The sequence below is a fragment of the Mesorhizobium sp. P2_D1 genome, assembly GCF_056404455.1.
The window spans coordinates 1-25685 of record NZ_JBFUDZ010000034.1; the positions used below are offsets into that span (position 1 = coordinate 1).

Sequence of the window (25685 nt, forward strand, 5' to 3'; positions counted from 1 at the left end):
GACCGGAGCAACGGGTTCGACGGGTGCGACCGGCCATACCGGCTCGACAGGCTCTACCGGTGCGACTGGCTCTACCGGGGCAACCGGAGCAACGGGTCATACTGGTTCGACCGGCGCMACTGGTTCGACKGGTGCGACTGGTCATACCGGSTCSACCGGAGCAACGGGTTCGACCGGCGCCACGGGTTCGACGGGTGCGACCGGCCATACCGGTTCGACAGGCTCTACCGGTGCGACTGGCTCTACCGGGGCAACCGGAGCAACGGGTCATACTGGTTCGACCGGCGCAACTGGTTCGACGGGCGCGACCGGCCATACCGGCTCGACAGGCTCTACCGGTGCGACTGGCTCTACCGGGGCAACCGGAGCAACGGGTCATACTGGTTCGACCGGCGCAACTGGTTCGACGGGTGCGACTGGTCATACCGGCTCTACCGGTGCAACCGGCTCGACCGGCGCCACTGGTTCGACGGGTGCGACTGGCCATACCGGCTCTACCGGTGCAACCGGCTCGACCGGAGCAACGGGTTCGACGGGTGCGACCGGCCATACCGGCTCGACCGGAGCAACCGGCTCGACCGGAGCAACGGGTTCGACTGGTGCGACGGGTCATACCGGCTCGACCGGAGCAACCGGCTCGACCGGCGCCACTGGTTCGACTGGTGCGACTGGTCATACCGGCTCTACCGGAGCAACCGGCTCTACCGGAGCAACGGGTTCGACGGGTGCGACCGGCCATACCGGCTCGACAGGCTCTACCGGTGCGACGGGCTCTACCGGGGCAACCGGAGCAACGGGTCATACTGGTTCCACTGGCGCCACTGGTTCGACGGGTGCGACTGGTCATACCGGCTCTACCGGTGCAACCGGCTCGACCGGCGCCACTGGTTCGACGGGTGCGACTGGTCATACCGGCTCGACCGGAGCAACCGGCTCGACCGGCGCCACGGGTTCGACGGGTGCGACTGGTCATACCGGCTCGACCGGAGCAACCGGCTCGACCGGCGCCACTGGTTCGACGGGCGCGACCGGCCATACCGGCTCGACAGGCTCGACCGGTGCGACTGGCTCTACTGGGGCAACCGGCTCGACCGGGGCAACCGGCGCGACTGGAGCAACGGGAGATCCAGGCGCCACGGGTTCGACGGGTGCGACCGGCCATACCGGTGCAACCGGCTCGACCGGAGCGGCGGGCTCCACCGGTTCCACAGGTGCGCCTGGTCCGACTGGTGCGACCGGTTGGGGCGGTGATCATGACAAGTATGACCAGCATGGTCACCATGGCCATCATGGCAACAACGGCAACGGCAACAATGGCAATGGCAATGGCCACGGCCACGACAACGACCACAAGAACAGCAGCAATTCAGGGAACGGACACAACAAGCATGACCACGATGGCAAGCCGGGTAACGGTCACGCCGGCAAGGTCACGTTCGAGTCGCTCGGGCTCAAGGACGCTGCGAAATTCCTGCAGTCGGGCTCGACACATGGCAACAGTGATCACGGCAGCCATGCGTCGTTCCGCAACCTGATCGGCCTGGCGTCCACATCCGTGACGACAGACCTGCTCAATGTCCTCAAGACGATTAGCGGATTTGGCCAGAACCAGAACAAGCCGTCGGGGGCGAGCACGGATCTCAGCTCGGACCAGACAAAGCATGGCGCTGGCTTCGCCAGCAACGACCACACCGCCAAGACCCTGAAGGACCTCTTGAAGCCGCACGAGTGAGCAAGAACCTTGAAGAGAGACGACCGACAGAAAAACGTGCGCGCGGATTACGCGGGAGAGCGGATTCGCGCGTTCATCATCTCAAGACAAGGAGTGGCATGAGAGTCGCGCGGCCGATCAGTTCGGAGTACAGTGGGGCATTGCGGGAAACCGAGGCTGAAACGCCTCGGCCCGGGCATTGTTGAACCTCGCCCTGCGTACCGGATGAGAAGTCCATGGTGAACGTCCCTGTGAATGCCGAAAACCAGCCGGTCCCGATCCGTGCCGGCACCGAAGCCGAAGTCGCGACGGGCAGGGCGGACGGCGAAAACGCGGCCAGGATTCCCGGCGGACCCGCCGAGTTCGACCGGATCCAGCCGCGCCTCAAGGCGATGCTGCGGGTCGCGCGCTATCATGGCGTCGAACTCGACCCCAACGAGTTCAGGGCGGCGGTCCCAAGCGCGGTCCCGAACGCGGCTGACCTCTCGCAATGGGCCCAGAACGGCGGCATGTGGTCGCGCGCGCTTCGCATCCGCTGGTCGCATCTCCTGCGCTTCGAGCACACGGGGCCGGTCGTCCTGCTGTTCAATGACGGTGGCGCGGGTCTGCTCACCGGGGCCAGCCCGGAGCGGAAGGTCGTCTTCCTCAAGAGCGCGGGCGCGCCCGACGATGACGAAGCCATCGCCATCGACGAATTGCGGCTGTCGCAGGTGTGGACGGGTGAGGCGGTGTTGTTGCGTCCGGCGCGATCCTACATCGCGGCCGATGCGCCTTTCACGCTGCGCTGGTTGATCGACCTGGTACGGTTAGAAGGCCGTTCCATGCGTGACATCGGTATCGCCTCGTTCACGCTCAGCATCCTTACCGTTCTGCCGCCGATCATCGTCATGACGTTGGTCAACAAGGTGCTGCAGTTCAACAGCGTTTCGACCCTCGTGCTGCTGTCGGCCATAATCGCCGTCCTGTTCGTTTACGAGACGCTCCTCGGCCACGCCCGAAGGCTGATCATCAACGTCGTCGGCGCCCGGCTGGACACCAAACTGAACTTGCACGTCTTCAGCAGGCTCCTGCGTCTGCCGCTCGACTATTTCGAGCGTCATCCGGCCGGCCAGACGATGTACCACCTCGCGCAGATCTATCGCATCCGCGAGTTCCTGACCGGAAAACTCCTCAGCACGTTCCTCGATCTGATCACGCTCTGCGTGCTGATCCCGGTGATGTTCTACATCAACGCCACGCTGGGCTGGATCRTGCTTGCCTGCGCGGGCGTGATCATGCTGATCATCTTCGCCTTTCTCGCGCCACTGCGCCGCAGCTACCAGCAGGTGGTCGAAGCGGAGACCTGGAAGTCGGCGGCGCTCGGCGAAACCGTTGTCGGCATCAAGACGGTGAAGGCGCTCGGTCTGGAGCCGCAACGCAAGGCGCTTTGGGATGAGCGGGTGGCGGACGCGGGCAGGGCCCGCCTTGCCTTCGGGCAGCTTGCCAACTGGCCGCAGACGCTTGTCACACCAATCGAGCGTGTGATGGTCCTCGGAACCATGTTGATCGGCGCTTATCTCGCGATGAGCGACACCTCTGGCTACATGATCGGCAGCCTGTTCGCATTCATGATGATCGCCCAACGCGTCGCGCAGCCTCTCGTTGGTCTTGCTCGACTGGTCGAGGACTTCGAGGAGGTAGGGGCGGCAATCGGCGAAGCAGGATCCGTCCTCAACCGACCCCTGGAAAGCAGTTCGAATTCGACCGGCCTAAGGCCGAAGCTCGTTGGCGAGATCAGTTTCCGTGACCTGACCTTCTCCTACCTCGGCACCAAGACGCCGGCGCTCGACCGGGTCAGCTTCGACATTCCGGCAGGGACGATGTTCGGCATCGTCGGGCGCAGCGGTTCGGGAAAATCGACGGTTGCGCGGCTGCTGCAAGGGATCAATCGCGATTACAGCGGTTTTCTCAAGCTGGATGGCGTCGACCTCAAGGAAATCAACCTGCGTCACCTTCGCCAGGGGCTCGGCGTGGTCCTCCAGGACAATTTCCTGTTCCGCGGGTCGATTCGCGACAACATCATCGCCGGGCGCCCCGGCCTGACCCTTTCGGATGCCATGCGAGCCGCCCACCTTGCCGGCGCCGAAGAATTCATCGAACGCATGCCGAACGGCTATGACACCTATATCGAGGAAGGGTCGCCCAACCTGTCGGGCGGTCAAAAGCAGCGGCTGGCGATCGCGCGCGCGCTCATCCACAATCCGACCGTCCTGATCCTCGACGAGGCGACCAGCGCGCTTGACCCGGAGAGCGAGGCGGTGGTCAGCGCCAATCTCATGCGCATCGCCAGGGGCCGCACGATGATTATTGTCTCGCACCGGCTTGCCTCGCTGACCGAGTGCGACCAGATCCTGGTCATGGATCAGGGCAAGGTCCTCGATGTCGCGCCGCACGCGACCCTGCTGGAACGATGCGCGCTCTACCGCCAGCTTTGGTTGCAGCAGAACCGACATCTCGACAGCCGTCACGGTCGTCTGGCCGCCGTGCCGCCGCGACTTGTTTGAGCATCGGCTTCGGGGCGCCCCATGAGCAGCATCAGCATCACCCAATCCAGCCTTCCCGCCCGCCGGCGCCGGACAGAACCGAGCGATCCGACGATGCCCGCCATCCTGGAATTCCAGTGGCCGTCGACGGCTATCGCCAATGCGCCTGTTCCGCGGATGGCGCGCAGCATCGTCTACATCATCTTGAGCATGGTCATCGCCCTGATAACACTTGCAGGGATCATACCGGTCGATCAGGTCGTCACCACCAGAGGGCTCGTGGTCTCGCAATCGCCAAACATCGTGGTGCAGCCGCTTGAGACGGCGATCGTGCGCTCGATCGAGGTACGCGAAGGACAGCGCGTGCGAGCCGGTCAAACGCTTGCGCGCCTCGATGCGACCTTCGCCTCGGCTGACCTCACCGCGCTGGCGACACAGGTTTCGACGCTTGAGGCCGAAGTGGCGCGGTTGAAGGCGGAGGCCGACGGCAAGCCCTTCAACTATGACGGCCTGGACCCGAGCTGGACCTTGCAGGCGTCGATCTATGATCGCCGCAAAGCCGTCTACGACGCCAAGCTGGCCAGTTTCGACCGGCAGAACGATGAACTCAGTTCCGTGATCTCGCGTTCCCAGTCCGATGCTGACGGCTACCGCCAGCGGCTGGCCGTCGCGGCCTCGATCGAGCAGATGCGCAAGCAACTGGAAGCAAGACAGGTGGGGAGCCGCCTCAACACGCTTATGGCCGAGGACAACTCGGCGGAAATGTCCCGGGCGCTCGGCAACGCCTTGCAGACATCGGAAGCCGCCAAGCGACAGCAGGCGACGGTGTCCGCCGACCGCGATGGCTACATCCAGAGCTGGCGCGCCGAAGTCTCGCAGGGCCTGTCTGAGGCGGGATCGCGCATGTCGGACGCCCGCGAGCTTCTCAACAAGGCAAAGCTGCGCAAACAGCTGGTCGAGCTGAAGAGCGAGGCGGATGCCATCGTCCAGTCGGTAGCCAAGGTCTCCGTCGGCTCGATCCTGCAGTCCGGCGACCGATTGATCACGCTGGTGCCGGACGACGCGGTGCTGGAGATCGAGACGAACATTGTCGGTCGCACCAGTGGGTTCGTCCACGTCGGCGATCCCGTGGCCATCAAGTTCGACACCTTTCCTTATTCGCAATATGGCCTGGCTCATGGCACTGTGCGCGCGGTCAGCCCGGATTCCTTCTCGGCTCGCGAACAAGCGCGCGACCCGAACAGCTCGTTGGCCATGCTGCCATCGGACACTGACCTGTTCTATCGCACGCAGATTTCCATCGACCAGGTCGCCCTCCATGGCGTGCCCGCCAGTTTCACGATCAGCCCCGGCATGCCGGTGACCGCTGACGTCAAGGTCGGCCGTCGCACCGTCCTCAAGTACATTCTCGGCGCCATGCTCCCCGTAGGCCAGGAAGCGATGCGGGAGCCATAGGCTTGGGTGCCGTGCCGCGACAAACGGAGGTATGAGTTCTCGCATCGATGGCAATCCTTGACCGGCTGACTGCCCTTGCCCCGCCGGCGCTGGTGTTGCGCCGGGCGATAAAGCTTTCTGACAGCGGCAAGCCTTCAGAAGCCTTTCCGCTGATGGCAATTGCCGCACGCGCCGGCATCACCGAGGCCGAATACCGGGTCGCTCGTTGCTATCTCGAAGGTTTGGGTGTGCCGCCGAGCCGGTCGGAAGGCGCGCGCTGGCTGCGGCGAGCGGCCGATCACGGCAGCCCCGATGCGCAGTCACTTCTCGCCGCGCTTTACGTGGCTGGACTGGCGACACAGGAGCCCGACGGCAATCGCATCGGATCGGAAAGCCTGTTCGAACGGGATTCCTCGCGGCAGCCGGAATTCGCGCCGGCGCTCGGTCTCGCGAAAAAAGCAGCCGAAGCCGGCTCCGCGACCGGGCAGGCAATCCTCGGCTATATCCTCAGCAGAGGCCCCGAAGCGATGCGCGACCTCGATGCGGCGCATGGCTGGTATGAGAAGTCCGCGGCCGCCGGCTGCCCCGAGGGATGCCTGGGCCTTGCTCTTTCCCTCGCCCGGCGCAGGCAACCTGGGCAAGCGGACAAGATTGCCGCCGAGGTTCGACGCGCTGCCGACGCCGGCCTGCCCACCGCAATCTACCTTCTTGGAGTGCTGACCGAGCATGGGCGTGGCGTGCCGGTCGATCGAGCGGCAGCGGCGCGACTGTATCATCTCGCCGCGGAGAAAGGCCTTCCCTCGGCCCAGTTCCGGTTGGGATTGGGGCTCATCGATGGTGGCCTTGCAGACCAGGATATCGCGGCCGGCGAGGCGTGGCTGCGGCGCGCCGCATTGGCGGGAAACATCGAGGCAGCCTACCGTCTCGGCGATCGCTACGTGAAGAGTTCGCAGCCGGACTATGCGGAGGCCGCGACGTGGTATCGACGCGCGGCCGATGCAGGCCATCAGGCCGCCGCCCGCGCCTTGGCATCGCTCTATCTCTCGGGAAACGGTGTCGCCCAGGACGTCGAGGAGGGAGCGCGCTGGCTGCGCACGTCCGCAAATGCGGGAAATCAGGAAGCGCAGGTCGACTTTGCCAATCTGGTCCTCGAAGGGGCAGGCGAGCCTGACGACCGCGACCGCGCCAGCATTGCCGGATGGTTCGAGGCGACCGCCTCGTCGGGCGATCTGGTTGCAGCCTTCAACCTCGGCCTCTGCTTTGCCCAGGGCGTCGGCGTGCGAAAGGACGAGGAGCAGGCGGCGCAATGGGTGAGGCGCGCGGCCGAAGGCGTGGCCGAGGCGCAATATGCGTATGCGCGCATGCTTCAGGATGGGCGCGGCGTGGCCGCCGACCAGAAACAGGCCCGTCTTTGGTTTGAGCGGGCGGCCAACGCCGGCATGGTCGACGCGCAGGTGGCGCTTGCCGAAATGCTCCTCAATGGGCGCGGCGGCGCATCCTTGCCCGTGGCTGCGGCGCAGTTGTTCAAGCGGRCAGCCGCCGCCGATCACGTCGGGGCCATGTTTGCGATCGGCGCCCTGTACGGGAGCGGCCAGGGCCTGTCACTCGACCCGGCGGCAGCGCAGAAATGGTTCACGGCCGCCGCCGAGCGGGGACACGGCCAGGCCCAACTCATGCTCGGGCGCTATCTTTCCAATGGCCTTGCCGGGGACCACGACCCGGCAGCCGGTCGCCTGTGGTTCGAGCGAGCGGCTGCACAAGGTGTTCAGGAAGCCGTCGACGAACTCGCCGAGTTCGCCTCGACTTGAGGCTGGTGTGGCGCTCGCTACAGGTTTGCTACACGACGCGCTTACCGGATCGGCGTCTCGCCGCGAAACAGTGGCTGGTGCGCCCGCATCAAGGTGGCGATCCGGTCGGCGACCTTTCGCACCGGCGGGGCGTGACGCTCCTCGTGATGGGTGACGATCCACTGGTCTGTTTCGAGTTCAGGGATAGGCTGGGCGACGCGAACCAGCCGCGGATCGCTGTCACCGACGAAGCACGGGAAGACCGAAAGGCCGGCGCCGGCGGCCACCAGTTCGCGCACCGAATGGGTGTTGTTGCCGCGCACCGCGATGCGGTCGCCATGATGGGCTTGCAGCCAGCGCGCCGAAGCAATGTTTGACCCGTCGCCGGTGACGCCCACGAACAGCCCGGCGGCGATGCCGTTGATCAGGTGGCGTCCGGAATAGATGGCGTGGGCGACCTTGCCGCTTAGACGACCGGCCAGCCACTGTTCGGTCGGGCGCTCGCTTCGGATGCCGATGTCGGCCGCACGGCGTCCGATATCGACCCTGTCGGTGGTGGTGACGAGTTCCACCCTGATGCCGTCATCGACCGTCCAGATCTCGCCGATATGGGCGGAAACGAAGGCCGAGGTCCATGGCCCGGCCGAGACGCGGACAATACGGTCGGGCAGGCTTCCCTCGCGCCAGCGGGTCAGCGACTGCATTGCCGCCTCGACCTCCTCGGCGCGCCGCAGCAGTTCTTCGCCGACCGGGGTCAGTTGGTAGCCGGTCTGCTGGCGCACGAACAGCGGTTCGCCGATCTGCTTTTCGAGCGCGGTGACGCGTCGTCCGAGGGTGGCTGCGCTGAGCCGCGTGGTTCTTGTCGCCGCGCTCAGGCCACCCAGCCGCGCAACGTCGAGAAACAACCTTAGATCGTCCCAGCCGATATCCATTTTGCAGAAATGAAAAACTCCTTGCGACCCTGGCTGTAGCGCGAAGCGGGCATCATACGCAAGCATGCAGGCCTTGGAGGCGTTGGACAATCCTGCCTGGCGGGACCGTGCCCAAGCACCTCGGCTGGCCAGCAAGCCAGTGCAATCCCTTGATCGCGCATGCGCTTGGCACGGACGCTTTGCGCTTTCGACCAACCAGGCGCACTGGCCATCCACGCGCCAGAGGAGACAATCATGTTGGATGAACTTCGACGCCGTTTCGCCCGCTGGCGGGCCTATCGCCAGACGCTTGCGCGCTTGAGGCATGTGTCGGACAGCACGCTGGCGGATGCCGGCATTTCCCGCCAGGAAATCCGCAAGCGCGCCCGCCAAGCCAGCCAGCGTCTTTGAGATCGTGTAGGCGGGCATTCGTCGAGGCCGCCTGGTGCGGTTCCGCCGTTTCAGGCAAGACGCAGAACCGCTCTATCGGCTGCCGAGAGCGGCGCTTAAGGTACCGGTGCGCCGGCTTCGATCAGCCGGGCCTGCTTGAGATCGGCCCACAAGGCCGGCGGAATGTCCTCGCGCAGGTAGGCCAGATTCTGTTTCAACTCGTCGGCTGATCGCGCGCCCGGAATGACGCTTGATACGAGAGGATGGCCGAGCGGGAACTGAAGCGCGGCCGCCGGCAGCGACACCTTGTGACTGATGCAGATCGCCTCGATGCGGCGGACGCGCTCGAGCACCGGTTCCGGCGCCGGCCTGGTGTTGAAGGTTGCGCCCTTGACGGCGCCGGTGGCCAGGATGCCGGAATTGTAGGGCCCGCCGATGATGATCCTGGTGCCGCGCTGCTCGCACAGCGGCAGTAAGGTCGCCAGCGGTTCCTGCTCGAGCAAGGTGTAGCGGCCGGCGAGCAGGAAATAGTCGAACGCACCCGCCACGACGAAGTCGGACAGCATCTGCCATTGGTTGATGCCGACGCCGACCGCCTTGATGACGCCTTGCGAACGCAATTCGTCGAGCGTCGGATAGGCGCCGTCCATCGCTTCCCTGAAACGGCTTCTGGCATAGGGATCCTCGCCTGGGCCGAAATGAATGGCTTCGTCCGGATCATGGATCGAGACCATGTCGACATAGTCGGTGTCGAGGCGCTTCAGCGTTCCTTCGAGCGAACGCATCACGGCGTCGCGCGAATAGTCGAACTCGGCACGGAATGAACCGGGCTGGTCCCACAGCGCCGGCTGAAGCTCCTCGGGCGGGATCGGCACGAGGTCGTAGCCGATCTTCGACGAGATGACGATGTCCGCGCGGGGTAAGGATCTGACCGCCAGCCCAAGCCGGGTCTCGCTCACGCCAAAGCCATAGACGGGTGCTGTGTCGAAATAGCGGATGCCATTGTCATAGGCCGCGTGCACCGTCTGGACCGCGGCGTCGGTGTCGACGGCGCGATACATATTGCCCAGCCCGGTGCCGCCGAGTCCGATCGTCGTCACCTTCAGGCCGTTCTTCGCGACAGCCCTGAATTCGATTTCAGCCATTTTCTCTTCCTGTGATCGTCGCTGTTCTTCGTGCCGGCCAAGCGGCTTCCCGCACCGCGCTCGGGCGGCGAAAAGCCCTTCGTGAATCCGGTGTCGAAAAAGCATTGACACAAAAGTTGTCATATAACAATGTAACCAGACGACAAATGTGGGCAAGCCCGCAAAACGAAGAGGGAGGAACCAAGTGGACGACGAAACGAAAAATCAGATGGAGATGGTCAATGCCGCCATCAGCCGGCGCAGTGCCTTTGCGCTGGCTGGCAAACTCGGCCTCGGTGCCGCCGGCCTGGCCAGCGGATTGGCGGGTGCCGGACTTGCTGGCGGCGTCAGCGCCGCGAAAGCTGCGGATTCATCGGCCGGCCTGCCGAAGAAGCCCTACAAGTTCCACTTCGTCTGCCATGTGACGCTCGACCAGTTCTTCACCCCGACCGTCTATGGCATCCAGGACGCCTGCGCGGCCTTTGGCTGCAGCTACCAGTGGACGGGTTCGCAGAAGAACGTCGTCTCCGAGATGGTCAGCGCCATGCAGACCGCGATTGCGCAGAAATCGGACGGCATTGCCGTCTGCCTGGTCGATCCGACCGCCTTCGATGCCGCAACCGACATGGCCGCCCAGGCCGGCATCCCGGTCGTCGCCTTCAACGCCGACGTGCCGGTCGGCAGCCCCAACAAGCGGCTGTCCTATGTCGGCCAGCCGCTCTACCAGTCGGGCTACAACTCGGCGCTGAAGTGGCTGAAGCTGATCCCCAAGGGCGGCCACGTCATGCTGTCGATCGGCGTGCCCGGTTCGCTCAACACGCAGCCGCGCCTCGATGGCTACATACAGGCGATCAAGGACAGCGGCAGCGGCGTCACTTACGATGTCGTCAACACCGGTCCGGATCCGGCAACCGAAATCTCGCGCGTCGAGAGCTACTATCTCAGCCACAAGGACGTGAAGGGCATGTTCGGCACCGGCGGTTCCGACACCTATGCCTGCGGTTTCATCTCCAACAAATATGGCCTGGTGAAAGCCGGCGGCGCCGTGGCCGGCTTCGACCTCTTCCCGCAGACGCTGGACTTCATCAAGTCCGGCGACGTCAACTTCACCACCGACCAGCAGGCCTATCTGCAGGGCTTCCTGCCGGTCCAGCAGATGTATCTCTACAAGCTGTCGGGCGGTCTCGTCGGCCCGGCCAACAGCGACACCAGCCAGGCCTATGTGACCAAGGACAACGTCGACGCCTATGTCGGCAAGTCCCGCTTCGAGGGCCGCAGCGACGTCGAGCCGACCTGACACCGTCCGGCAGGTGAAAACTCCTGCCCTCGCCACGTCACTGTCCGATGACGTTGCGGGGGCACCGCTGCCTGCACGCCATGCGGCCGGCTCACCCGTCGACGACCCGTCTTTTTCGCCCAGAATTCGAAATCAGGAAGACAAGAGTGCCGCCAATCGCAATCGCAAAAGCCGGGAAGGGCGCCGTTGGCGTCAAGGTTCCGCAGACGATGACGGAGAGGCTGCTCATCCTGCTTTCCCGTTATCGCGAGGCCAGCATCGCCGTCGTCGCCATCGTGCTTGTGGTCTATTTCCAGGTCGGCAGCGATGGCGGATTTCTGTCGCCGCAATTCATGAGCGTCGTGCTGCGCGACACCGGCCGGCTTGGCCTGATCGCCGCGGCCGAAGTCATGCTGATGATCACCGGCGAGATCGACCTTTCGCTGAGCGCCATCTTCTCGATCGCGCCCTATGTCATGGCGCTGATGTCAGTCACCTGGGGCGTGCCGCTGGCCGTCGGCGCCGTTGTCGGCGTCTTGATCGGTGTGCTGGTCGGCGCCATCAACGGCATCATCACGGTGCGTTTCCGCGTGCCCTCGCTGATCACCACGGTCGGCATGCTGTTCTTCCTGCAAGGCATCGTCGTCTCGATCTACAACAGCCAGCCGATCGTGGCGCCGGTCGAGCAGCCCTTCAACGCGATCTTCGGGCAGAGCCTCTACCAGCCGTCGGATGCGCTCCTGTCCTGGCACGGCGTGACGGCCTTCACGCCATTCCTGTGGGCGGTGCTGATCGTGCTGGCGCTGGCACTGGCGCTGAACCGCACCACCTTTGGCCTGCACACGATTGCCACCGGCAGCAACATCATCGGCGCGCGTGAAATCGGTGTGCGCACCGACCGCATGAAGATCTACAATTTCATGATCGCCGGCGGCTGCGCGGCCTTCGCCGGCATCATCAACACCGCCCAGTTTACCTCAGCCGACCCGCAGGCCGGCAGCCCGTTCCTCACCTTGCAGGCGATCGCCGCGGCAGTCATCGGCGGCACCTCGCTGCTGGGTGGTTCCGGCACCGTCATCGGCGCGCTGATCGGCGCGTTCGTGGTCGCTTCGCTCAACAACGGCCTGGTGATGATCGGCGCCCAGGCCACCGTTTCCGACATCTATCTGGGCGCCGCCATCATCGCGGCGATGATCCTGAGCATCCAGGTCGACCGGCTGCGCACACGGAGGCGCCTATGAACACGCAGACCATTCCGCCGCTCGCGCCCGATGCGCCCGTCGTCCTGGAAATGTCCAACATCTCCAAGAGTTTCGGCGCCGTCACAGCACTTGTCGACGTCTCGATCAAGCTGCGCCGGGGCGAGGTCCTGGCGCTGGTCGGCGACAATGGCGCGGGCAAGTCGACGCTGATCAAGATCCTGTCAGGCTTTCACCAGCCCGACACCGGCACGATCGTCTCGCAAGGCAAGGAAGTGCGTTTCGCCTCGCCGCGCGACGCGCGCGCCCAGGGCATCGAAACCGTCTACCAGGACCTGGCGCTGATCGGCGACCTCAGCGTCTTCCACAACATGTTCCTCGGTCGCGAATACCATAAGCGCATCCTGGGGCTGAACCTGCTCGACAACAGGAAGATGCGCGAACAGGCTCAACTCTACCTGGACACGCTGGGCATCTCGATCCCCAGCGTCAACAGCACCGTCGACCTCCTGTCGGGCGGACAGCGCCAGTGCATCGCCGTTGCCCGCTCGATCTATTCGTCGCCCAGGATCCTGGTGCTGGACGAGCCGCTGGCGGCACTCGGCGTGCGCGAGAGCGCGCATGTCCTGGGCCTGATCCAGAACCTGCGCCAGCAGCGCCAGGTCTCGGTGATCCTGATCGTCCACAACTACAACCAGATCTTCGAAGTCTGCGACCGCATCAACTTCCTGCATTCGGGCGAAGTCGCGCTGGACGCCTCCACCGCCGACACCAGCGAGGAGGAATTGATCCGCATCGTCAAGTCGGGCCTTGGCCGCAAGGCAATCGACGCCGCCGCGGCCGAAGTCCGGCCCGGCATCGTATGAACCCACCCAACGCCACGGCTGCCAAAATCCCTGCCGTCCAAGCCGATTTGCCGGCCCCACACACGGAGTACTCGTTTTGACGTTCTCACCGACCGAGCTGACCAAATCCCTTGGCCGCGGGCTGCTGTCCTTTCCGCTGACCTTCTTCGACGATGCCGGCGCCTTCAACGAAGCGGGCTATCGCGCCCATGTCGCGCAGCAGGGCGCTGCCGGAGCAAGCGGGCTGTTCGCGGCCGGCGGCACGGGCGAGTTCTTCTCGCTGACGCTCGAGGAGTACAAGCGTGTCGTGCGGGCGGCATCGGATGAAGTTCCCGATCACCTGCCGCTGTTGGCCGGCGTCGGCTACGGCACGCATATGGCGGTCGAGTTCGCCAAGGCCGCGGAGGCCAACGGCGCCGACGGCCTGCTGGTGCTGCCGCCCTATCTGGTCAAGTCCGAGCAGGAAGGTCTGCGCCGGCATCTGACCGCCATCTGCCGCTCGGTCGGCATCGGCGTGATCGCCTACAACAGGGACAATGCGGTGCTGACGCCCGAGACCCTCGACCGGTTGGCGCAGGATTGCCCGAACCTGATCGGGCTCAAGGACGGCGTTGGCGATATCGAGCTTCTCACCGCCTTGCGCTACCGCATGGACGACCGCCTGATCTTCATCGGCGGCATGCCGACGGCCGAAGTCCATGCCAGTGCCGCCGCGGCAATAGGCATGACCACCTATTCGTCGGCGATCTATAATTTTGCCCCCGAGATGGCGCTGCGTTTCTTCAACGCCTTGCGCGCCGGCCGCATGGCCGAGGTCGGCGACCTCATCCGCAGCTTCTTCCTGCCCTATCTCGCCATCCGAAACCGGCGTGCCGGCTATGCCGTCTCGATCGTCAAGGCCGGTGCGCGCATCACGGGGATCGACTGCGGGCCGGTCCGGTCACCGCTGCTTGACCTCACGGTGGATGAAGAACGGCAGCTCGCGGCTCTCATGCAGTCCTGCCGCATGCCGGTTGGAGAGCTGGCGTGAGATCAGGGAATGAAGGTCAGGCGCGACGCCGTGCTACGAGCTGACCGAACCGTCGACCATGCGGCGATAGCGCTCGCGGCCCGCCTCCAGATGCTCGCGCAAGGTGAAGCGGGCGGCCTCGACATTGTGCCGCTCGATGGCTTGGTAGATGCGTCGATGCTCCGTCTGGACCTGTTCGAGATAAAGCCGCCGCTGCTCCGGCGTCTCAGTCCGCGGGCGGATCGACTGGCGCGGAATGATGACGGGTCCCAGAAAATGCATGAAGCGCTCGAAATAGGGATTGCCGGTGGCCGAGGCGATCGCCCGGTGGAAGGCAAAATCCGGTTCGATGGCGCTGTCGCCGGCAGCGATCGACGCGTCGATGGCGACAAGGCAATCGCGCATGCGGGCAAGGTCGTCGTCGCTGCGCTTCTCGGCGGCGATGCCGGCGGCTTCGAGTTCCACGGCGAGCCGCAGCTGCAACACGTTCTGGACTTCCGTCAGCGAACGAAGTTCGTCGGAGACGATGCGAAATGTGGTGTTGGCCTCGTGGTCGGCGACGAACACGCCCGAACCCTGGCGGCTGACGACCAGCCCTTCCGAGCGCAGCGAGGCCATCGCCTCGCGTATCACAGTGCGGCTCACTCCGAATTGCGCGATCAGTTCCTGCTCGGTTGGCAGTTTCTCGCCACTGGTCAGATGACCGGCGCGTATTTCGCGCGCAAACCAGTCGGCCACCTGCGCGGTGCGGCTGATCTGAGGGGGAAGGCCAAAGGAACGTTTCATCGTCACCAAGCAATAAACGAACCGCTGTTCTTGGCAACCAATTATTTATATGGTGATATGATGACATTGCTGGGGCGCTTCAAGCGCCCAACAGCCGTTCGCCTTGCCGAGCCGGCACGAACATCTCTCCCGATTTCCCTAACATGAAAGGACAGGGATTGGCTCTCTCCGACAAACCGGTGCTGCTGACCGGGGCATCCGGCACGATTGGACGCCTGCTTTCGGTCAGGCTGGCAGAACTGGGCTGGACCTTGCGGCTGACCGATGTCGCGCCCTTGCCAATCCCGCTGCCGCAAAACGCAAGCTTCGATCGTGTCGATCTCGAGGACCAGCAGGCGGTGAACGATCTTGCCCAAGGCTGCGGGCTGATCCTGCATTTCGGCGGCATATCCACCGAGCAGTCCTTCGAGACCGTGCTCGGCCCCAACCTGCGGGGCAGCTACCACATCTACGAGGCGGCGCGCAGCCAGAAGGCACGCGTGGTTTTTCCTTCCTCCGTGCACGCGGTGGGCCTCTATGAGCGGACCGAGATTCTCGACCAGGACTGCTTGTTGCGCCCGGATGGTTATTACGGCCTGTCGAAGGCCTATGGCGAAATGCTGGCGCGGCTTTACTGGGACAAGCATGCGGTCGAAAGCGTGCTGATCCGCATCGGCTCGGTGCTGCCGGAAGTTCCCGACGAACGGATCCTGTCGACCTGGATATCCCACGGCGATTTTATCAGCCTGATCGAGCGCTGCGCCGAGGCCGAGCATGTCGGCTGCTCGGTGATCTGGGGACAGTCCAACAACAGCCGCGGTTTCTGGCGGCATGATGCCAGGCAAAAGATCGGCTGGACGCCGCTGGACAGTTCCGACAGCCAGGCCGAGCGCGTGCGTGGCAAGGTGACGGACAATCCGGTCGTGGAACGATACCAGGGCGGCAAGTTCATTGTTGTCGACTACAGCCGCGCCGACTTCCCGCCGCGTTCGATGTTCCCGGACGAGTGAGTTTGTTGCGCCGGCAACCGGCCTCGCCCGGCGATCATATCGGCGGCCTTTTCGGCGATCATGATCACCGCTGCGTTGGTGTTTGACGACACGATGCTTGGCATCACCGAGCTGTCGCAGACGCGCAGGCCCTGAAGCCCGCGCACGCGAAGCTCGGGATCGACGACGCTTTGCGCATCGCCGCCCATCCGGCAGGAGCCGACCGGATGGTAGGCGCTGCGGCCATGTTCGCGGGCGAAGGCCTCCAGCGCCGCGCGTCCCTTGGTTGCGGCACCGGGAAGATGCTCCCGGCTGATGTATATGGCGAAGGCCGGCTGGGACAGGATCTCGCGGCTGATCTCGATGCCGTCGACGGCGCGCTCCAGGTCGTAGCGTTCGGCAAAAGGGTTGGGATCGATGATTGGCGGATCGCGCAGATCCGCTGATCTGAGCGTGACGCTGCCGCGCGAGCGGGGGCGGACATGGTAGGAATTCAGTGTGCAGCCATTGCCGCCGGGAACCGAGCCGATGCCTTCCTCGACGCCGGCGCCGGGCAGGAAGTGGAACTGGATGTCAGGCGTCTTCTCCGCACGGTCGCCCCACCAGAAGCCGCCGGCTTCGACGATGTTGGACGCCACCGGGCCCTTGCCGAACAGCGCGTATTCGAGGCCGGCGACCGCCTGCCAGCGCTTCTTCTTGTAGCGGTCGATGCCGTGTGGCCCGTTGAGTTCGGCCACGACATCGACATCCATGTGATCATGCAGGTTCTGGCCGACCCCGGCGAGGTCGTGGATCACCTCGATGCCGTGCGTCCCGAGATGGGCGGCCGGGCCGATGCCGGACAGCATCAGAAGTTTGGGCGAGCCGATGGCGCCGGCGGTGACGATCACCTCGCGCCCGGCGCGCAACAGCTCGGTTCTGCCGTTGACGACGATCTCGACGCCGATGGCGCGCCCGCTCTCGACAACGATGCGGCCGACCGTGGCGTCGGTGCGCAAGGTGAGATTCTTGCGCGCAAGCGCCGGCTTGAGATAGGCGACCGCCGTGCTGCTGCGTTTCCCCTGACGCGTCGTCGTCTGGTAGAACCCGGTGCCTTCCTGCTGGCCGGCATTGAAATCGGCCCTGAAGGGTAGGCCGGCCTGCTGCGCCGCCTTGACGAAGACCCGGGTCAGCGGATGCGGCGCGCCGCTCGAAACGCCGAGCGGGCCATCGGTGCCGTGCTGCGGGCCGGCGAAGGTGTCGTTGCCTTCGGAGCGCCGGAAATAGGGCAGCACGTCGGCGTAGCTCCAGCCGGCGCAGCCATCGTCGACAGCCCATCCGTCGTAATCCTGCGGGCAACCGCGGGTGAACACCTGGGCGTTGATCGAAGAGCCGCCGCCCAGCACGCGCGCCTGCGGATAGACCATGGTGCGGCCCTCGATCGCCTTGCCGGGCGCCGTGTCATAGCCCCAGATCAGCGGCCCGGCCGTCATCTTGAAGAAGCCGACCGGCAGATGGATGTAGCGATCGGTGTCCGGTGGGCCGGCCTCCAGCAGGACGACGGACAGGTCGGGATCCTCGCTCAGCCTGGCTGCCAGAATGCAGCCGGCCGAGCCGCCGCCGACGATGATGTAATCCGGCATTCTCGCTCCCTCATGTGGGCACAATCGGCGCCCCCTCGTGTGCGCGACGATCTCAAGTCCCTTGTGCCGCGTCAAGAGAAAAGGTATGGTTGCCGTGTTGAAGGGTTGTCGTACAAGTGAGGAGCTTGACAATCCGTCGATCGGAGGCCCGGCCGCGCTCCCCGCGCAAGCCGCCGGGCGGGAAACAGAATTCAATTGGGAGGTTCGATACATGAAGGACAGGACAGGTTTAACGCTTTCCGGCGCGGTCAGCCGCCGGACGCTGATGATGGGCGCCACCGCCGGAATGGCGGCGCTCGCCATGCCAAAAGTTTTGCGCGCGCAGGAAAAGCCGACTTTGGTGACGTCGATCCGCTCGTTGTCCAACCCCTACCACGCGGTGTGGAAGACCGGCGCCGAGGCCTACGCCAAATGGGCCGGGCTCGAACACGTCACGCTGGTTTCGGAAGGCAACAGCGAGAAAGGCATCGCCGACATCAAGGCGATGCTGGCCAAGACCGGCGGCAACATGGTGCTGAATTCCGACCCCAACGACACCCCTGATGCACGCCCGATCGTCGAGGCCTGCGCCAAGGCCGGCGCCTATGTCGTGACGCAGTGGAACAAGCCGGCGGATCTGCACCCCAAGGACTTCAACCCGAACTATGTCTCCCACATCGAGTTCGACGGCATCGCAAGCGGCAAGACCATCGCCGAGATCCTGTTCAAGACCATCGGCGGCAAGGGCGGCATCGTCGCCCTCGGCGGCCTGATCTCGACCACGGCGGCGATCGAGCGCAAGAAGGGTCTCGACGCCGCGCTCGCCGCCAATCCCGACATCAAGCTGCTCGACTTCCAGGTCGCCAACTGGAAATCGACCGAAGCCTTCGACCTGATGGGCAATTTGCTCACCCGCTTCGGCGACGACATCAAGGGCATCTGGGCCGCCAATGACGACATGGGCTCCGGCGCACTCGAGGCGCTGCGCGCCGAAAACCTTGCCGGCAAGGTGCCGATCGTCGGTGTCGACGGCATCAAGACGGCGGTCGACGCGGTGCGCACCGGCGAATTCGCCTGCACCGTCACCTCGGATCCGTTCTGGCAGGGCGGCATGGGACTGGCCATCGGCTACAACGCCAAGATCGGCAAGTTCGACCCGGTCAAGGAACCGCCGGAGCATCGCGAATTCTATGGCAAGGCGGTGCTGATCTCGCACGACAATGTCGAGGAATATTACAAGACCAATGTCGACGCCAAGCCGGAGATCGACTGGAACGATCTTTGGGGTCGGGTGACCGGAGCCATCCGGACCTGACCACCGGGGCGGGCTGCTGCTCCCTGGCGGCCCGCTCCCCTTTACAGTCGTCGTGCATCGCACCGGCGATGGTCATCAGCAGACGGGAAGCGGTTTCTTGACAATCCATACAGAACCCCTGAAGTCCGTTTCGGACATCGAGCGGACGACGCTTATGACATTTCTCCCCGGCCGCATCGCCACCATGTTCGGTGGCAGGCGCTGGCGCAGCCTGGCGCCGCTGGCGGTGCTGGTCGTGCTCTGCCTGCTGATCGCCATCGCCAATCCCAATTTCATCGAGCTGCGCAACCTGGTGCGCCTCGCCAACTCGGCCGCCGTGCCGCTGACGCTGGCGATGGGGCTGACCTTCATCATCCTGATGGGCAGCATCGACCTCTCGGTCGAGGGCACGCTGTCGGTCTCGGCGATGGTGGTGGTGCTGCTCGCCGCCAATGACAGCAACGGCAACGACTATGGCTGGTGGGCGGTACTGGCCGCGATCGTCGCCGGCACCGCCATGGGTTTCGTCAGCGGCCTCGTCCAGACCATGCTGCGCATCCCGTCCTTCATGGCGACGCTCGGCATGTGGTTCATCGGCCTTGGCCTGTCGGTCTATATGCTCGGCGGTTCGGCGATCCGGCTCAACGACGCCTCGATCCGCGAACTGGCATTGGCCCGGTTCCTCGGCCTGCCGCTGGCGGTGTGGGTCGCCACCGGGGCGTTCCTGCTCGCCGCCGTCATCCAGTATCACACCAAGCTTGGCCGCCACATCCTGGCCATCGGCGGTGACGAGGACGTCGCCAAGCTCTCCGGCGTCAACGTGGTGCGCGTGCGCGTCACCGCCTTCGCGCTCGCCGGTTTCTTCTTCGGCATTGCCGGTGTGCTTGCCGCCGCACAACTCGGCCAGTCGCATGCCGTCATCGGCGACGGCCGGCTTTTTGCCGCGGTCACCGCCGTCGTCGTCGGCGGCACGGCGCTGACAGGCGGCGAAGGCGGCGTCGTCAACACGCTGATAGGCGTGCTGATCGTCACCGTGCTTGCCAACGGCATGATCCTGCTCGGCATTTCGCCCTACATCCAGCAGACGGTGCAGGGCCTGATGATCATTGCCGCGGTGGCGCTGTCGCTCGACCGCGTCCGCCTCAGGATAGTCAAGTGACCGCCATGCTGAGCGCTTCCGGCATCATCAAGAATTTCCCTGGCGTCCAGGCCCTGCGCGACGTTTCGATCGAGGTCCGGCCGAACGAGGTGGTCGGGCTGATCGGCGAGAACGGCGCCGGCAAGTCGACGCTGATGCGCGTGCTGGCCGGCAGCTACCGGCCGGACGGCGGCAGCCTCACCCTCGACGGCGAGCAGCTGCGCATGCGCAGCCCGCGCGACGCCGCACGGCATGGCATCGGCATGGTGTTCCAGGAACAGTCGCTGGTGCTCAATTTGACGGTCGCCGAAAACATCTATCTCGGCGAGGAAGACCGCTTCACCCGCTTCGGCATCGTCAACTGGCGCGCCATGAACGCGGCGGCGCGCCGGCAACTGGCCAAGATCGGCATCGACATCGACGTCACCGCGCGCACCTCCGAGCTCACCTTCGCCGCGCGCCAGATGGTCGAGCTGGCCAAGGCGCTGACGCTCGAGGAAGTGGTCGAGCGGCAGCTGCTCATCCTGCTCGACGAGCCGACCTCGGTGCTCAACGCCGCCGATATCGAAGTGCTGTTCGCCCGCGTGCGCTCGCTCAAATCGCGCGCCAGCTTCGTCTTCGTCTCGCACCGCCTCGACGAGGTGCTTGCGATCTCCGACCGTGTCTACACGATGAAGGACGGTGCGGTCGTCGCCGAGCATCGCGCCGCCGATGTCACCGCGCCGGAGCTGCACGAAATCATGGTCGGGCGCGGCCTGCAGGCGGAGTATTACCGCGAGGCGCGCCAGCAGGCTCCTCGCGAGACGGTCATGGTCGAGGCAAAGGGGCTGGGGGCGGGCGGCGCCTATCACGGCGTCGATCTCAAGATCAGGGCCGGCGAGATCGTCGGCATTGCCGGCGTCGTCGGCTCCGGCCGCGAGGAGGTCACGCGCACCATCGGCGGCTTCCTCCAGCACGATGCCGGCGAAATGAAAATCGCCGGCGACGCGGTGCGTTTCGGCTCGCCGGAACCGGCGGTGCGCAGGGGGATCGGCTATGTGCCGCGCGAGCGCAGGCTCGAAGGGCTGGTGATGTTCCTGTCAATCGCGGAGAACATTTCGCTGGCCGACCTGTCGAGCGTCATGCGCCATGGTGCGATCGACTATGGCAAGGAGCGCCGGCTCGCCGCCGACTGGATCAAGCGGCTGCGCATCAAGGCGCCCGGGCCCGACGCCGCCTGCCGCAAGCTCAGCGGCGGCAACCAGCAAAAGGTGGTGCTGGCGCGCTGGATGACGGCGGGCTCGCGCATCCTCGTGCTCGACCATCCGACGCGCGGCCTCGATGTCGGTGCCAAGGAGGAGGTCTACGAACTGGTCCGCGATCTCTCCGCGCAAGGCGTGGCGATCCTTTTGATTTCCGACACGCTGGAGGAAACCATCGGCCTGTCGCACCAGGTGCTGGTGATGCGCGACGGCGAGATCACCGCGCGTTTCGACGCCAGCCCGGGCAACAAGCCGAACCAGGTTGAACTGTTGCGGGCGATGGTATGAGAGACCGTTTGGAAGCTCTGCTCTGGCGGCCATCCGAAGGCGTTTTCTGCGCTTCCGGTGCTCGCGGACCAACGTCCGCTGCGCTCCGGTTCTCGAAACCACCATCATATGATGACTCGCCAGAGCGAGTTTCGAAACAGTCTCTGAGGCCGGCCGATGAATGAAGCCTTTTCGCTGCGGCGCATCTTCGAAGGCAAGTGGACGCAAGGCGCCATTCCGCTGGTCCTGCTTGTCGCCCTGCTTTTGATCATCGAGATCGCCGCGCCCGGCTTTCTCACCGGTGAGACCGTGGCGCTTCTGTTTGCCAACACCGCCGTGCTGTTCATCCTGGCGACCGGCGTCACCTTCGCCATCCTGCTCGGCGGCATCGACCTGTCGATCCAGGCGGTCGCCTCGCTGGCCAGCGTCATCCTGGCGCAGCTGCTGCCTTCGCTCGGCCTTGCCGCCTTCCCGGTGGCGATCCTGTCCGGGCTCGCCTTCGGTACCTTGAGCGGCATCGTCCACGTCAAGCTGCGCGTTCCGTCCTTCGTGGCGACGCTCGCCACCGGCGGCGTGGTCACCGGCATCGCACTGTGGGTGTCCGACGGCCGCGCCATCACCATCGAGGAAGGCGGCCGCGAAAACACCGCCTGGATCAACGCCACCGTCGCCGGCCTGCCGGTGGTGGTGCTGATTTCGGCGGTCATCGGCATCGCCAGTTTTCTCGCGCTGCGCTACACGCGCTTTGGTCGCCAGGCGATCGCCGTCGGTGCCGGTGAGCCGGCCGCCTGGGCGGCGGGCATCAATGTCGACCGCACCAAGATCATCGCCTTCGCCGCCTCCGGCATGCTGGCCGCAATCGCCGGCGTGGTCTTGGCGGCGCGACTGTCGAGCGGCTCGCCGGTCCTCGCCAACCAGTTGCTGCTGCCGGCCATTGCCGCCGTCATCGTCGGCGGCACCGCCATCACCGGCGGGCTGGGCGGCGTCGCCCGCACGGCGGTCGGCGCGCTGATCATCTCGATCGTGCGCATCGGCATGACCTTCGTCGGCGTCAATATCTTCCTGGAAAACATGGTGTTCGGCGCGGTGCTCATCGCCGCCGTCGCCATCACCATCGACCGCAGCAAGATCGCGGTCATCAAGTGACAGATCCATCCGCACCGCCTCCCAAGCAAGCGCGGACCGGACGGGGTCGCATCAAAGGCGCGATGCGGCCCCGCCTGCTCAGATCATTGCATCGTGTCGAGGCCGATCAGCTCGATCTTGTAGCCGTCCGGGTCCTCGACGAAGGCGATATGGGTGGTGCCGTGCTGCATCGGCCCGGGCTTGCGCGGAATCTTGGCGCCGCGCTTTTCCAGTTCGGCGCAGACGGCGTAGATGTCGTTGACGCCGAGCGCCAGGTGGCCGAAGCCGGTGCCGATCTCGTAGGGCTCTTCGCGGCCCCAGTTCAGCGTCAGCTCGACGACGGCTTCCTTGTCCTCCGGCCCATAGCCGACAAAGGCGTTGGTGAACTTGCCACCGGGATAGTCCTCCCGGCGCAGCAAGGTCATGCCGAGGACCTCTGTGTAGAAGGCGATCGACTTGTCGAGGTCGAGCACCCTGATCATGGTGTGCATATAGCGAAAGCCCGGGGCGTCGCTCATTGGGGAAGTCCTCCGTGTCAGGTGATTGGGTGGTCTGACCGTCCACATCAAACAGCTGGCGGGAGCGTGGCCTCGCTTGATGTTCTAAATCAGGGTTGTATGATAACACGACAAGCAAGGTGGTTGTCCAGTCGTTTTCCCAGAGGGTCCAGAGCCAGGTCATGAATGTCGTGCCGCCCATTTCCGCATCGCTGCTATCGGCCCTGGCCGGCGTGCTGCCGGATGGCGGGCTGCTGACCAGCGACGAAGACCTGGCGCGCTACAGCCGTGACTGGTCCGGCGACCATTTCGGCCGCCCGCTGGCGGTTGCCCGTCCGGCCTCGGTCGAGGAGATGTCGGCGCTGATGCGGCACTGCCACGCGGAGCGCATCCCGGTCGTTCCGCAAGGCGGCCTGACCGGCCTCGTCGGTGCGGCGGTGGCCGCCGATGGCGGCGAGATAGTCATCTCGCTGGAGCGCATGAACCGGATCCGCTCGATCAGCCCGATCGACTTCGCCATGGTGGTCGAGGCCGGCTGCATCCTCGAGGATGCCAAGCGCGCCGCCGCAGAGTGCGACTGCCTGCTGCCGATCACCTTCGGGGCGCAGGGAAGCTGCCGCATCGGCGGCAACGTCGCCACCAATGCGGGCGGCTTCAACGTGCTGCGCTATGGCATGACGCGTGACCTGGTGCTCGGCCTCGAAGTGGTGCTGGCCGACGGCCGGATCTGGAACGGGCTGAAGGTGCTGCGCAAGGACAATCGCGGCTATGACCTCAAGCAGATCTTCGTCGGCTCGGAAGGCACGCTCGGCATCGTCACCGCAGCCGCGCTGAAACTCTTTCCCAAGCCGACGCAGATCGAGACGGCGCTGGTCGGCCTGCGCTCGGTCGAGGACGCCATGGCGCTCTATGCGCGGGCGCGGCGCGACTGCAGCGATCTGCTCACCGCCTTCGAACTGATCCTGCGCCAGGGCATCGAGATCACCATGCGCGAGGGCGCGGATTTTGCCGATCCGCTGGCAAAGGCCTACCCTGCCTATGTGCTGATCGAGGTTTCCTCCGGCGGGCTGATCGACCTGTCCGCCATGCTCATGGGGTTTCTCGGCGGCGTCGCCGATATCGTCGAGGACGGCATCGTCGCATCGACCCGGGCGCAGGCCGAGCGGCTGTGGCTCTATCGCGAGATCATGGTCGAGCGGCAGGGCAGGGGCGGCCGCTATCTGCGCACCGACGTCTCGGTGCCGATCTCCAAACTCGCCGATTTCGTCACCGACGCGCTCTTCGAATTGCAGCGCGCCCGACCCGACGCGCTCGCCGTCACCTACGGCCATGTCGGCGACGGCAACATCCATTTGAACGTCGTGCCGCCGGAAGGCATGGATCCGCAAGCGGTGGAGCAACTGTTCGAGGAGGCGGAAGCCGAGATCTTTGCCGTCGTCGACCGCTATGGCGGCTCGATCAGCGCCGAGCACGGCATCGGCCGGGTCAAGCAGAAGGCGTTCCTCGATCGCATCGATCCGGTGACACTTGATCTGGCGGCAGGCATCAAGCAAGCCTTCGATCCGCGCCATATCCTGAGCAATGGCCGCATTCTGGCAAGCAAGGCCAATCATGGTCTATAGGTGAGCGATGACGCTGAAGCTCGACAAGGTCAATCGCGGTCCGCACCTCTCAACCCTGGTCGCGAGTTCCATCTCGCGCGAGATCGCGCAGGGGCGCCTGAAGCCCGGTGACCAGCTACCGACCGAGCAGGCGTTGGCGACCACGTTCGGCGTCAGCCGCAACGTCGTGCGCGAGGCGATCGCCCGGCTGCGCTCGGAAGGCCGCATCTGGTCGCAGCAGGGGCGCGGCGCCTTCGTGGTGGAGAGCACCAACCCGACGGTGCTGACCATCGACTACGAGGCGCTGCAGCGCGCCGACTCCTTCCGCAGCCTGTTCGAGCTGCGCGGCATCCTCGAGGTGCAGGCGGCAGCCCTTGCCGCAAGGCGGCGCACCGAAGCCGATCTCACCGCGATGGGCGATGCGCTGGCCGGCATGCGTGCCGCCCCCTATGGCAGCGTCGCCTGGCTGCGCAGCGACCTCGAATTCCACCGTACCGTCGCCGAGGCGACGCGCAACGCCTATATGGGCCAGTTCCTTGTCTTCGTGTCCGAGCGGGTCCGCGAGAGCATCCTGGCCGCCGGCAACCAGCAGAAATCGGACGACATGGCCCGCATCACGCTCGGCGAGCACGAGCGCATCCTGGCCGCCATCCGCGCCGGCGACGCCGAAGCGGCGCAGGCGGCCATGCGCGACCACCTGGCAGGCGCGGCGTTGCGGGTCGGGTTGCATGATGGTGAGGCGGAGGCAGCGCCAACACCTCCGGTGCGGCACTCAAGGCTGAGGAAGGCTATCCGCGGGCAAGCAGCGGGATGAGGTCGCCCTCCTGCACCTTGGAGAGCTATGGCGGCTCTATCGGATTGTTCCATGTCTAGCCATTTAACGAAAACATGGTGTGCGACATCTGCGGGATCGAAGCGGCGTTTGCTGCTTCGACTCGGCGGGCTCACGTGCTTCGGAG

The 25685-nt window shown here is 65.1% G+C and carries 21 protein-coding genes; 16 read left to right on the forward strand and 5 right to left on the reverse strand.

What is annotated here, in order from left to right:
• The 4 genes from AC1D0I_RS22255 to AC1D0I_RS22270 form a co-directional block, all read left to right on the forward strand.
• On the forward strand, positions 1-1732 hold a 1732-nt coding region (locus tag AC1D0I_RS22255; RefSeq protein WP_477397754.1), incomplete at its 5' end, for a beta strand repeat-containing protein.
• A gap of 215 nt (positions 1733-1947) precedes the next feature.
• Positions 1948-4254: a peptidase domain-containing ABC transporter gene (locus AC1D0I_RS22260; protein ID WP_477397756.1), complete on the forward strand. Its 2307-nt coding sequence runs from the start codon at positions 1948-1950 to the stop codon at positions 4252-4254.
• A 21-nt stretch (positions 4255-4275) separates the two neighbouring features.
• Positions 4276-5688 carry an HlyD family type I secretion periplasmic adaptor subunit gene (locus AC1D0I_RS22265; protein ID WP_457153051.1) on the forward strand — a complete coding sequence of 471 codons (1413 nt, stop codon included), beginning with the start codon at positions 4276-4278 and terminating at the stop codon, positions 5686-5688.
• Between the two features lie 47 nt (positions 5689-5735).
• Positions 5736-7475 carry a tetratricopeptide repeat protein gene (locus AC1D0I_RS22270; RefSeq protein ID WP_477397757.1) on the forward strand — a complete coding sequence of 580 codons (1740 nt, stop codon included), beginning with the start codon at positions 5736-5738 and terminating at the stop codon, positions 7473-7475.
• Positions 7476-7516: 41 nt separating this feature from the next.
• Here the strand turns inward: AC1D0I_RS22270 and AC1D0I_RS22275 are convergent, their stop codons facing one another.
• Complete coding sequence (locus AC1D0I_RS22275) at positions 7517-8386, reverse strand: LysR family transcriptional regulator (protein WP_477397759.1); 870 nt, start codon at positions 8384-8386, stop codon at positions 7517-7519.
• A 234-nt stretch (positions 8387-8620) separates the two neighbouring features.
• Between AC1D0I_RS22275 and AC1D0I_RS22280 the strand changes: the two genes are divergently transcribed.
• Positions 8621-8776: a YjiS-like domain-containing protein gene (locus AC1D0I_RS22280; protein ID WP_143748634.1), complete on the forward strand. Its 156-nt coding sequence runs from the start codon at positions 8621-8623 to the stop codon at positions 8774-8776.
• Positions 8777-8871: 95 nt separating this feature from the next.
• Here AC1D0I_RS22280 and AC1D0I_RS22285 read toward each other — a convergent pair whose 3' ends face one another.
• The gene (locus AC1D0I_RS22285) at positions 8872-9900 is read right to left on the reverse strand and encodes an aldo/keto reductase (RefSeq protein WP_477397761.1); all 1029 of its coding nucleotides are present in this window, start codon (positions 9898-9900) and stop codon (positions 8872-8874) included.
• Positions 9901-10084: 184 nt separating this feature from the next.
• On the opposite strand from AC1D0I_RS22285, the gene AC1D0I_RS22290 reads away from it, so the two are divergent.
• The 4 genes from AC1D0I_RS22290 (at position 10085) to kdgD (ending at position 14229) form a co-directional block, all read left to right on the forward strand.
• A complete protein-coding gene (locus AC1D0I_RS22290; RefSeq protein ID WP_184871754.1) occupies positions 10085-11176 on the forward strand; it encodes a substrate-binding domain-containing protein in 1092 nt (363 codons plus the stop codon).
• Positions 11177-11322: 146 nt separating this feature from the next.
• Entirely contained in the window at positions 11323-12396 is a 1074-nt protein-coding gene (locus tag AC1D0I_RS22295; protein ID WP_457151234.1) for an ABC transporter permease, read from the forward strand.
• The gene (locus AC1D0I_RS22300; RefSeq protein WP_095080556.1) at positions 12393-13220 is read left to right on the forward strand and encodes an ATP-binding cassette domain-containing protein; all 828 of its coding nucleotides are present in this window, start codon (positions 12393-12395) and stop codon (positions 13218-13220) included. Before AC1D0I_RS22295 ends, AC1D0I_RS22300 begins: the two co-directional genes overlap by 4 nt.
• 76 nt (positions 13221-13296) lie before the next feature.
• Positions 13297-14229, forward strand: a complete 933-nt coding sequence (kdgD, locus tag AC1D0I_RS22305) for a 5-dehydro-4-deoxyglucarate dehydratase (RefSeq protein ID WP_477397763.1) — start codon at positions 13297-13299, stop codon at positions 14227-14229.
• 33 nt (positions 14230-14262) lie between these two features.
• On the opposite strand, the gene AC1D0I_RS22310 is transcribed toward kdgD, so the two are convergent.
• Entirely contained in the window at positions 14263-14994 is a 732-nt protein-coding gene (locus AC1D0I_RS22310) for a FadR/GntR family transcriptional regulator (protein WP_095080558.1), read from the reverse strand.
• 158 nt (positions 14995-15152) lie between these two features.
• Here AC1D0I_RS22310 and AC1D0I_RS22315 point away from each other — a divergent pair, with 158 nt between their 5' ends.
• Positions 15153-15983: an NAD-dependent epimerase/dehydratase family protein gene (locus AC1D0I_RS22315; RefSeq protein ID WP_477397765.1), complete on the forward strand. Its 831-nt coding sequence runs from the start codon at positions 15153-15155 to the stop codon at positions 15981-15983.
• Here the strand turns inward: AC1D0I_RS22315 and AC1D0I_RS22320 are convergent.
• The gene (locus AC1D0I_RS22320) at positions 15935-17584 is read right to left on the reverse strand and encodes a GMC family oxidoreductase (RefSeq protein ID WP_477397767.1); all 1650 of its coding nucleotides are present in this window, start codon (positions 17582-17584) and stop codon (positions 15935-15937) included. The genes AC1D0I_RS22315 and AC1D0I_RS22320 overlap by 49 nt on opposite strands.
• A 211-nt stretch (positions 17585-17795) precedes the next feature.
• Here AC1D0I_RS22320 and AC1D0I_RS22325 point away from each other — a divergent pair, with 211 nt between their 5' ends.
• From AC1D0I_RS22325 to AC1D0I_RS22340, 4 genes are all read left to right on the forward strand, one after another.
• Positions 17796-18878, forward strand: coding sequence for a sugar ABC transporter substrate-binding protein (locus tag AC1D0I_RS22325; RefSeq protein ID WP_095080563.1), 1083 nt, complete (start codon positions 17796-17798; stop codon positions 18876-18878).
• 154 nt (positions 18879-19032) lie between these two features.
• On the forward strand, positions 19033-20016 hold the full coding sequence (locus tag AC1D0I_RS22330; protein ID WP_095080565.1) for an ABC transporter permease: 984 nt from the start codon (positions 19033-19035) through the stop codon (positions 20014-20016).
• Between the two features lie 5 nt (positions 20017-20021).
• Positions 20022-21524: a sugar ABC transporter ATP-binding protein gene (locus AC1D0I_RS22335; RefSeq protein ID WP_477397803.1), complete on the forward strand. Its 1503-nt coding sequence runs from the start codon at positions 20022-20024 to the stop codon at positions 21522-21524.
• A gap of 156 nt (positions 21525-21680) precedes the next feature.
• Complete coding sequence (locus tag AC1D0I_RS22340) at positions 21681-22649, forward strand: ABC transporter permease (protein WP_457151239.1); 969 nt, start codon at positions 21681-21683, stop codon at positions 22647-22649.
• Positions 22650-22732: 83 nt separating this feature from the next.
• Here AC1D0I_RS22340 and gloA read toward each other — a convergent pair whose 3' ends face one another.
• On the reverse strand, positions 22733-23146 hold the full coding sequence (gene gloA / locus AC1D0I_RS22345) for a lactoylglutathione lyase (RefSeq protein ID WP_095080570.1): 414 nt from the start codon (positions 23144-23146) through the stop codon (positions 22733-22735).
• A gap of 161 nt (positions 23147-23307) precedes the next feature.
• On the opposite strand from gloA, the gene AC1D0I_RS22350 reads away from it, so the two are divergent.
• Together AC1D0I_RS22350 and AC1D0I_RS22355 are read left to right on the forward strand one after the other, a co-directional pair.
• Entirely contained in the window at positions 23308-24747 is a 1440-nt protein-coding gene (locus tag AC1D0I_RS22350; protein WP_477397769.1) for an FAD-binding oxidoreductase, read from the forward strand.
• Between the two features lie 7 nt (positions 24748-24754).
• Positions 24755-25540, forward strand: coding sequence for a FadR/GntR family transcriptional regulator (locus AC1D0I_RS22355; RefSeq protein WP_477397771.1), 786 nt, complete (start codon positions 24755-24757; stop codon positions 25538-25540).
• Positions 25541-25685: the final 145 nt, after the last annotated feature.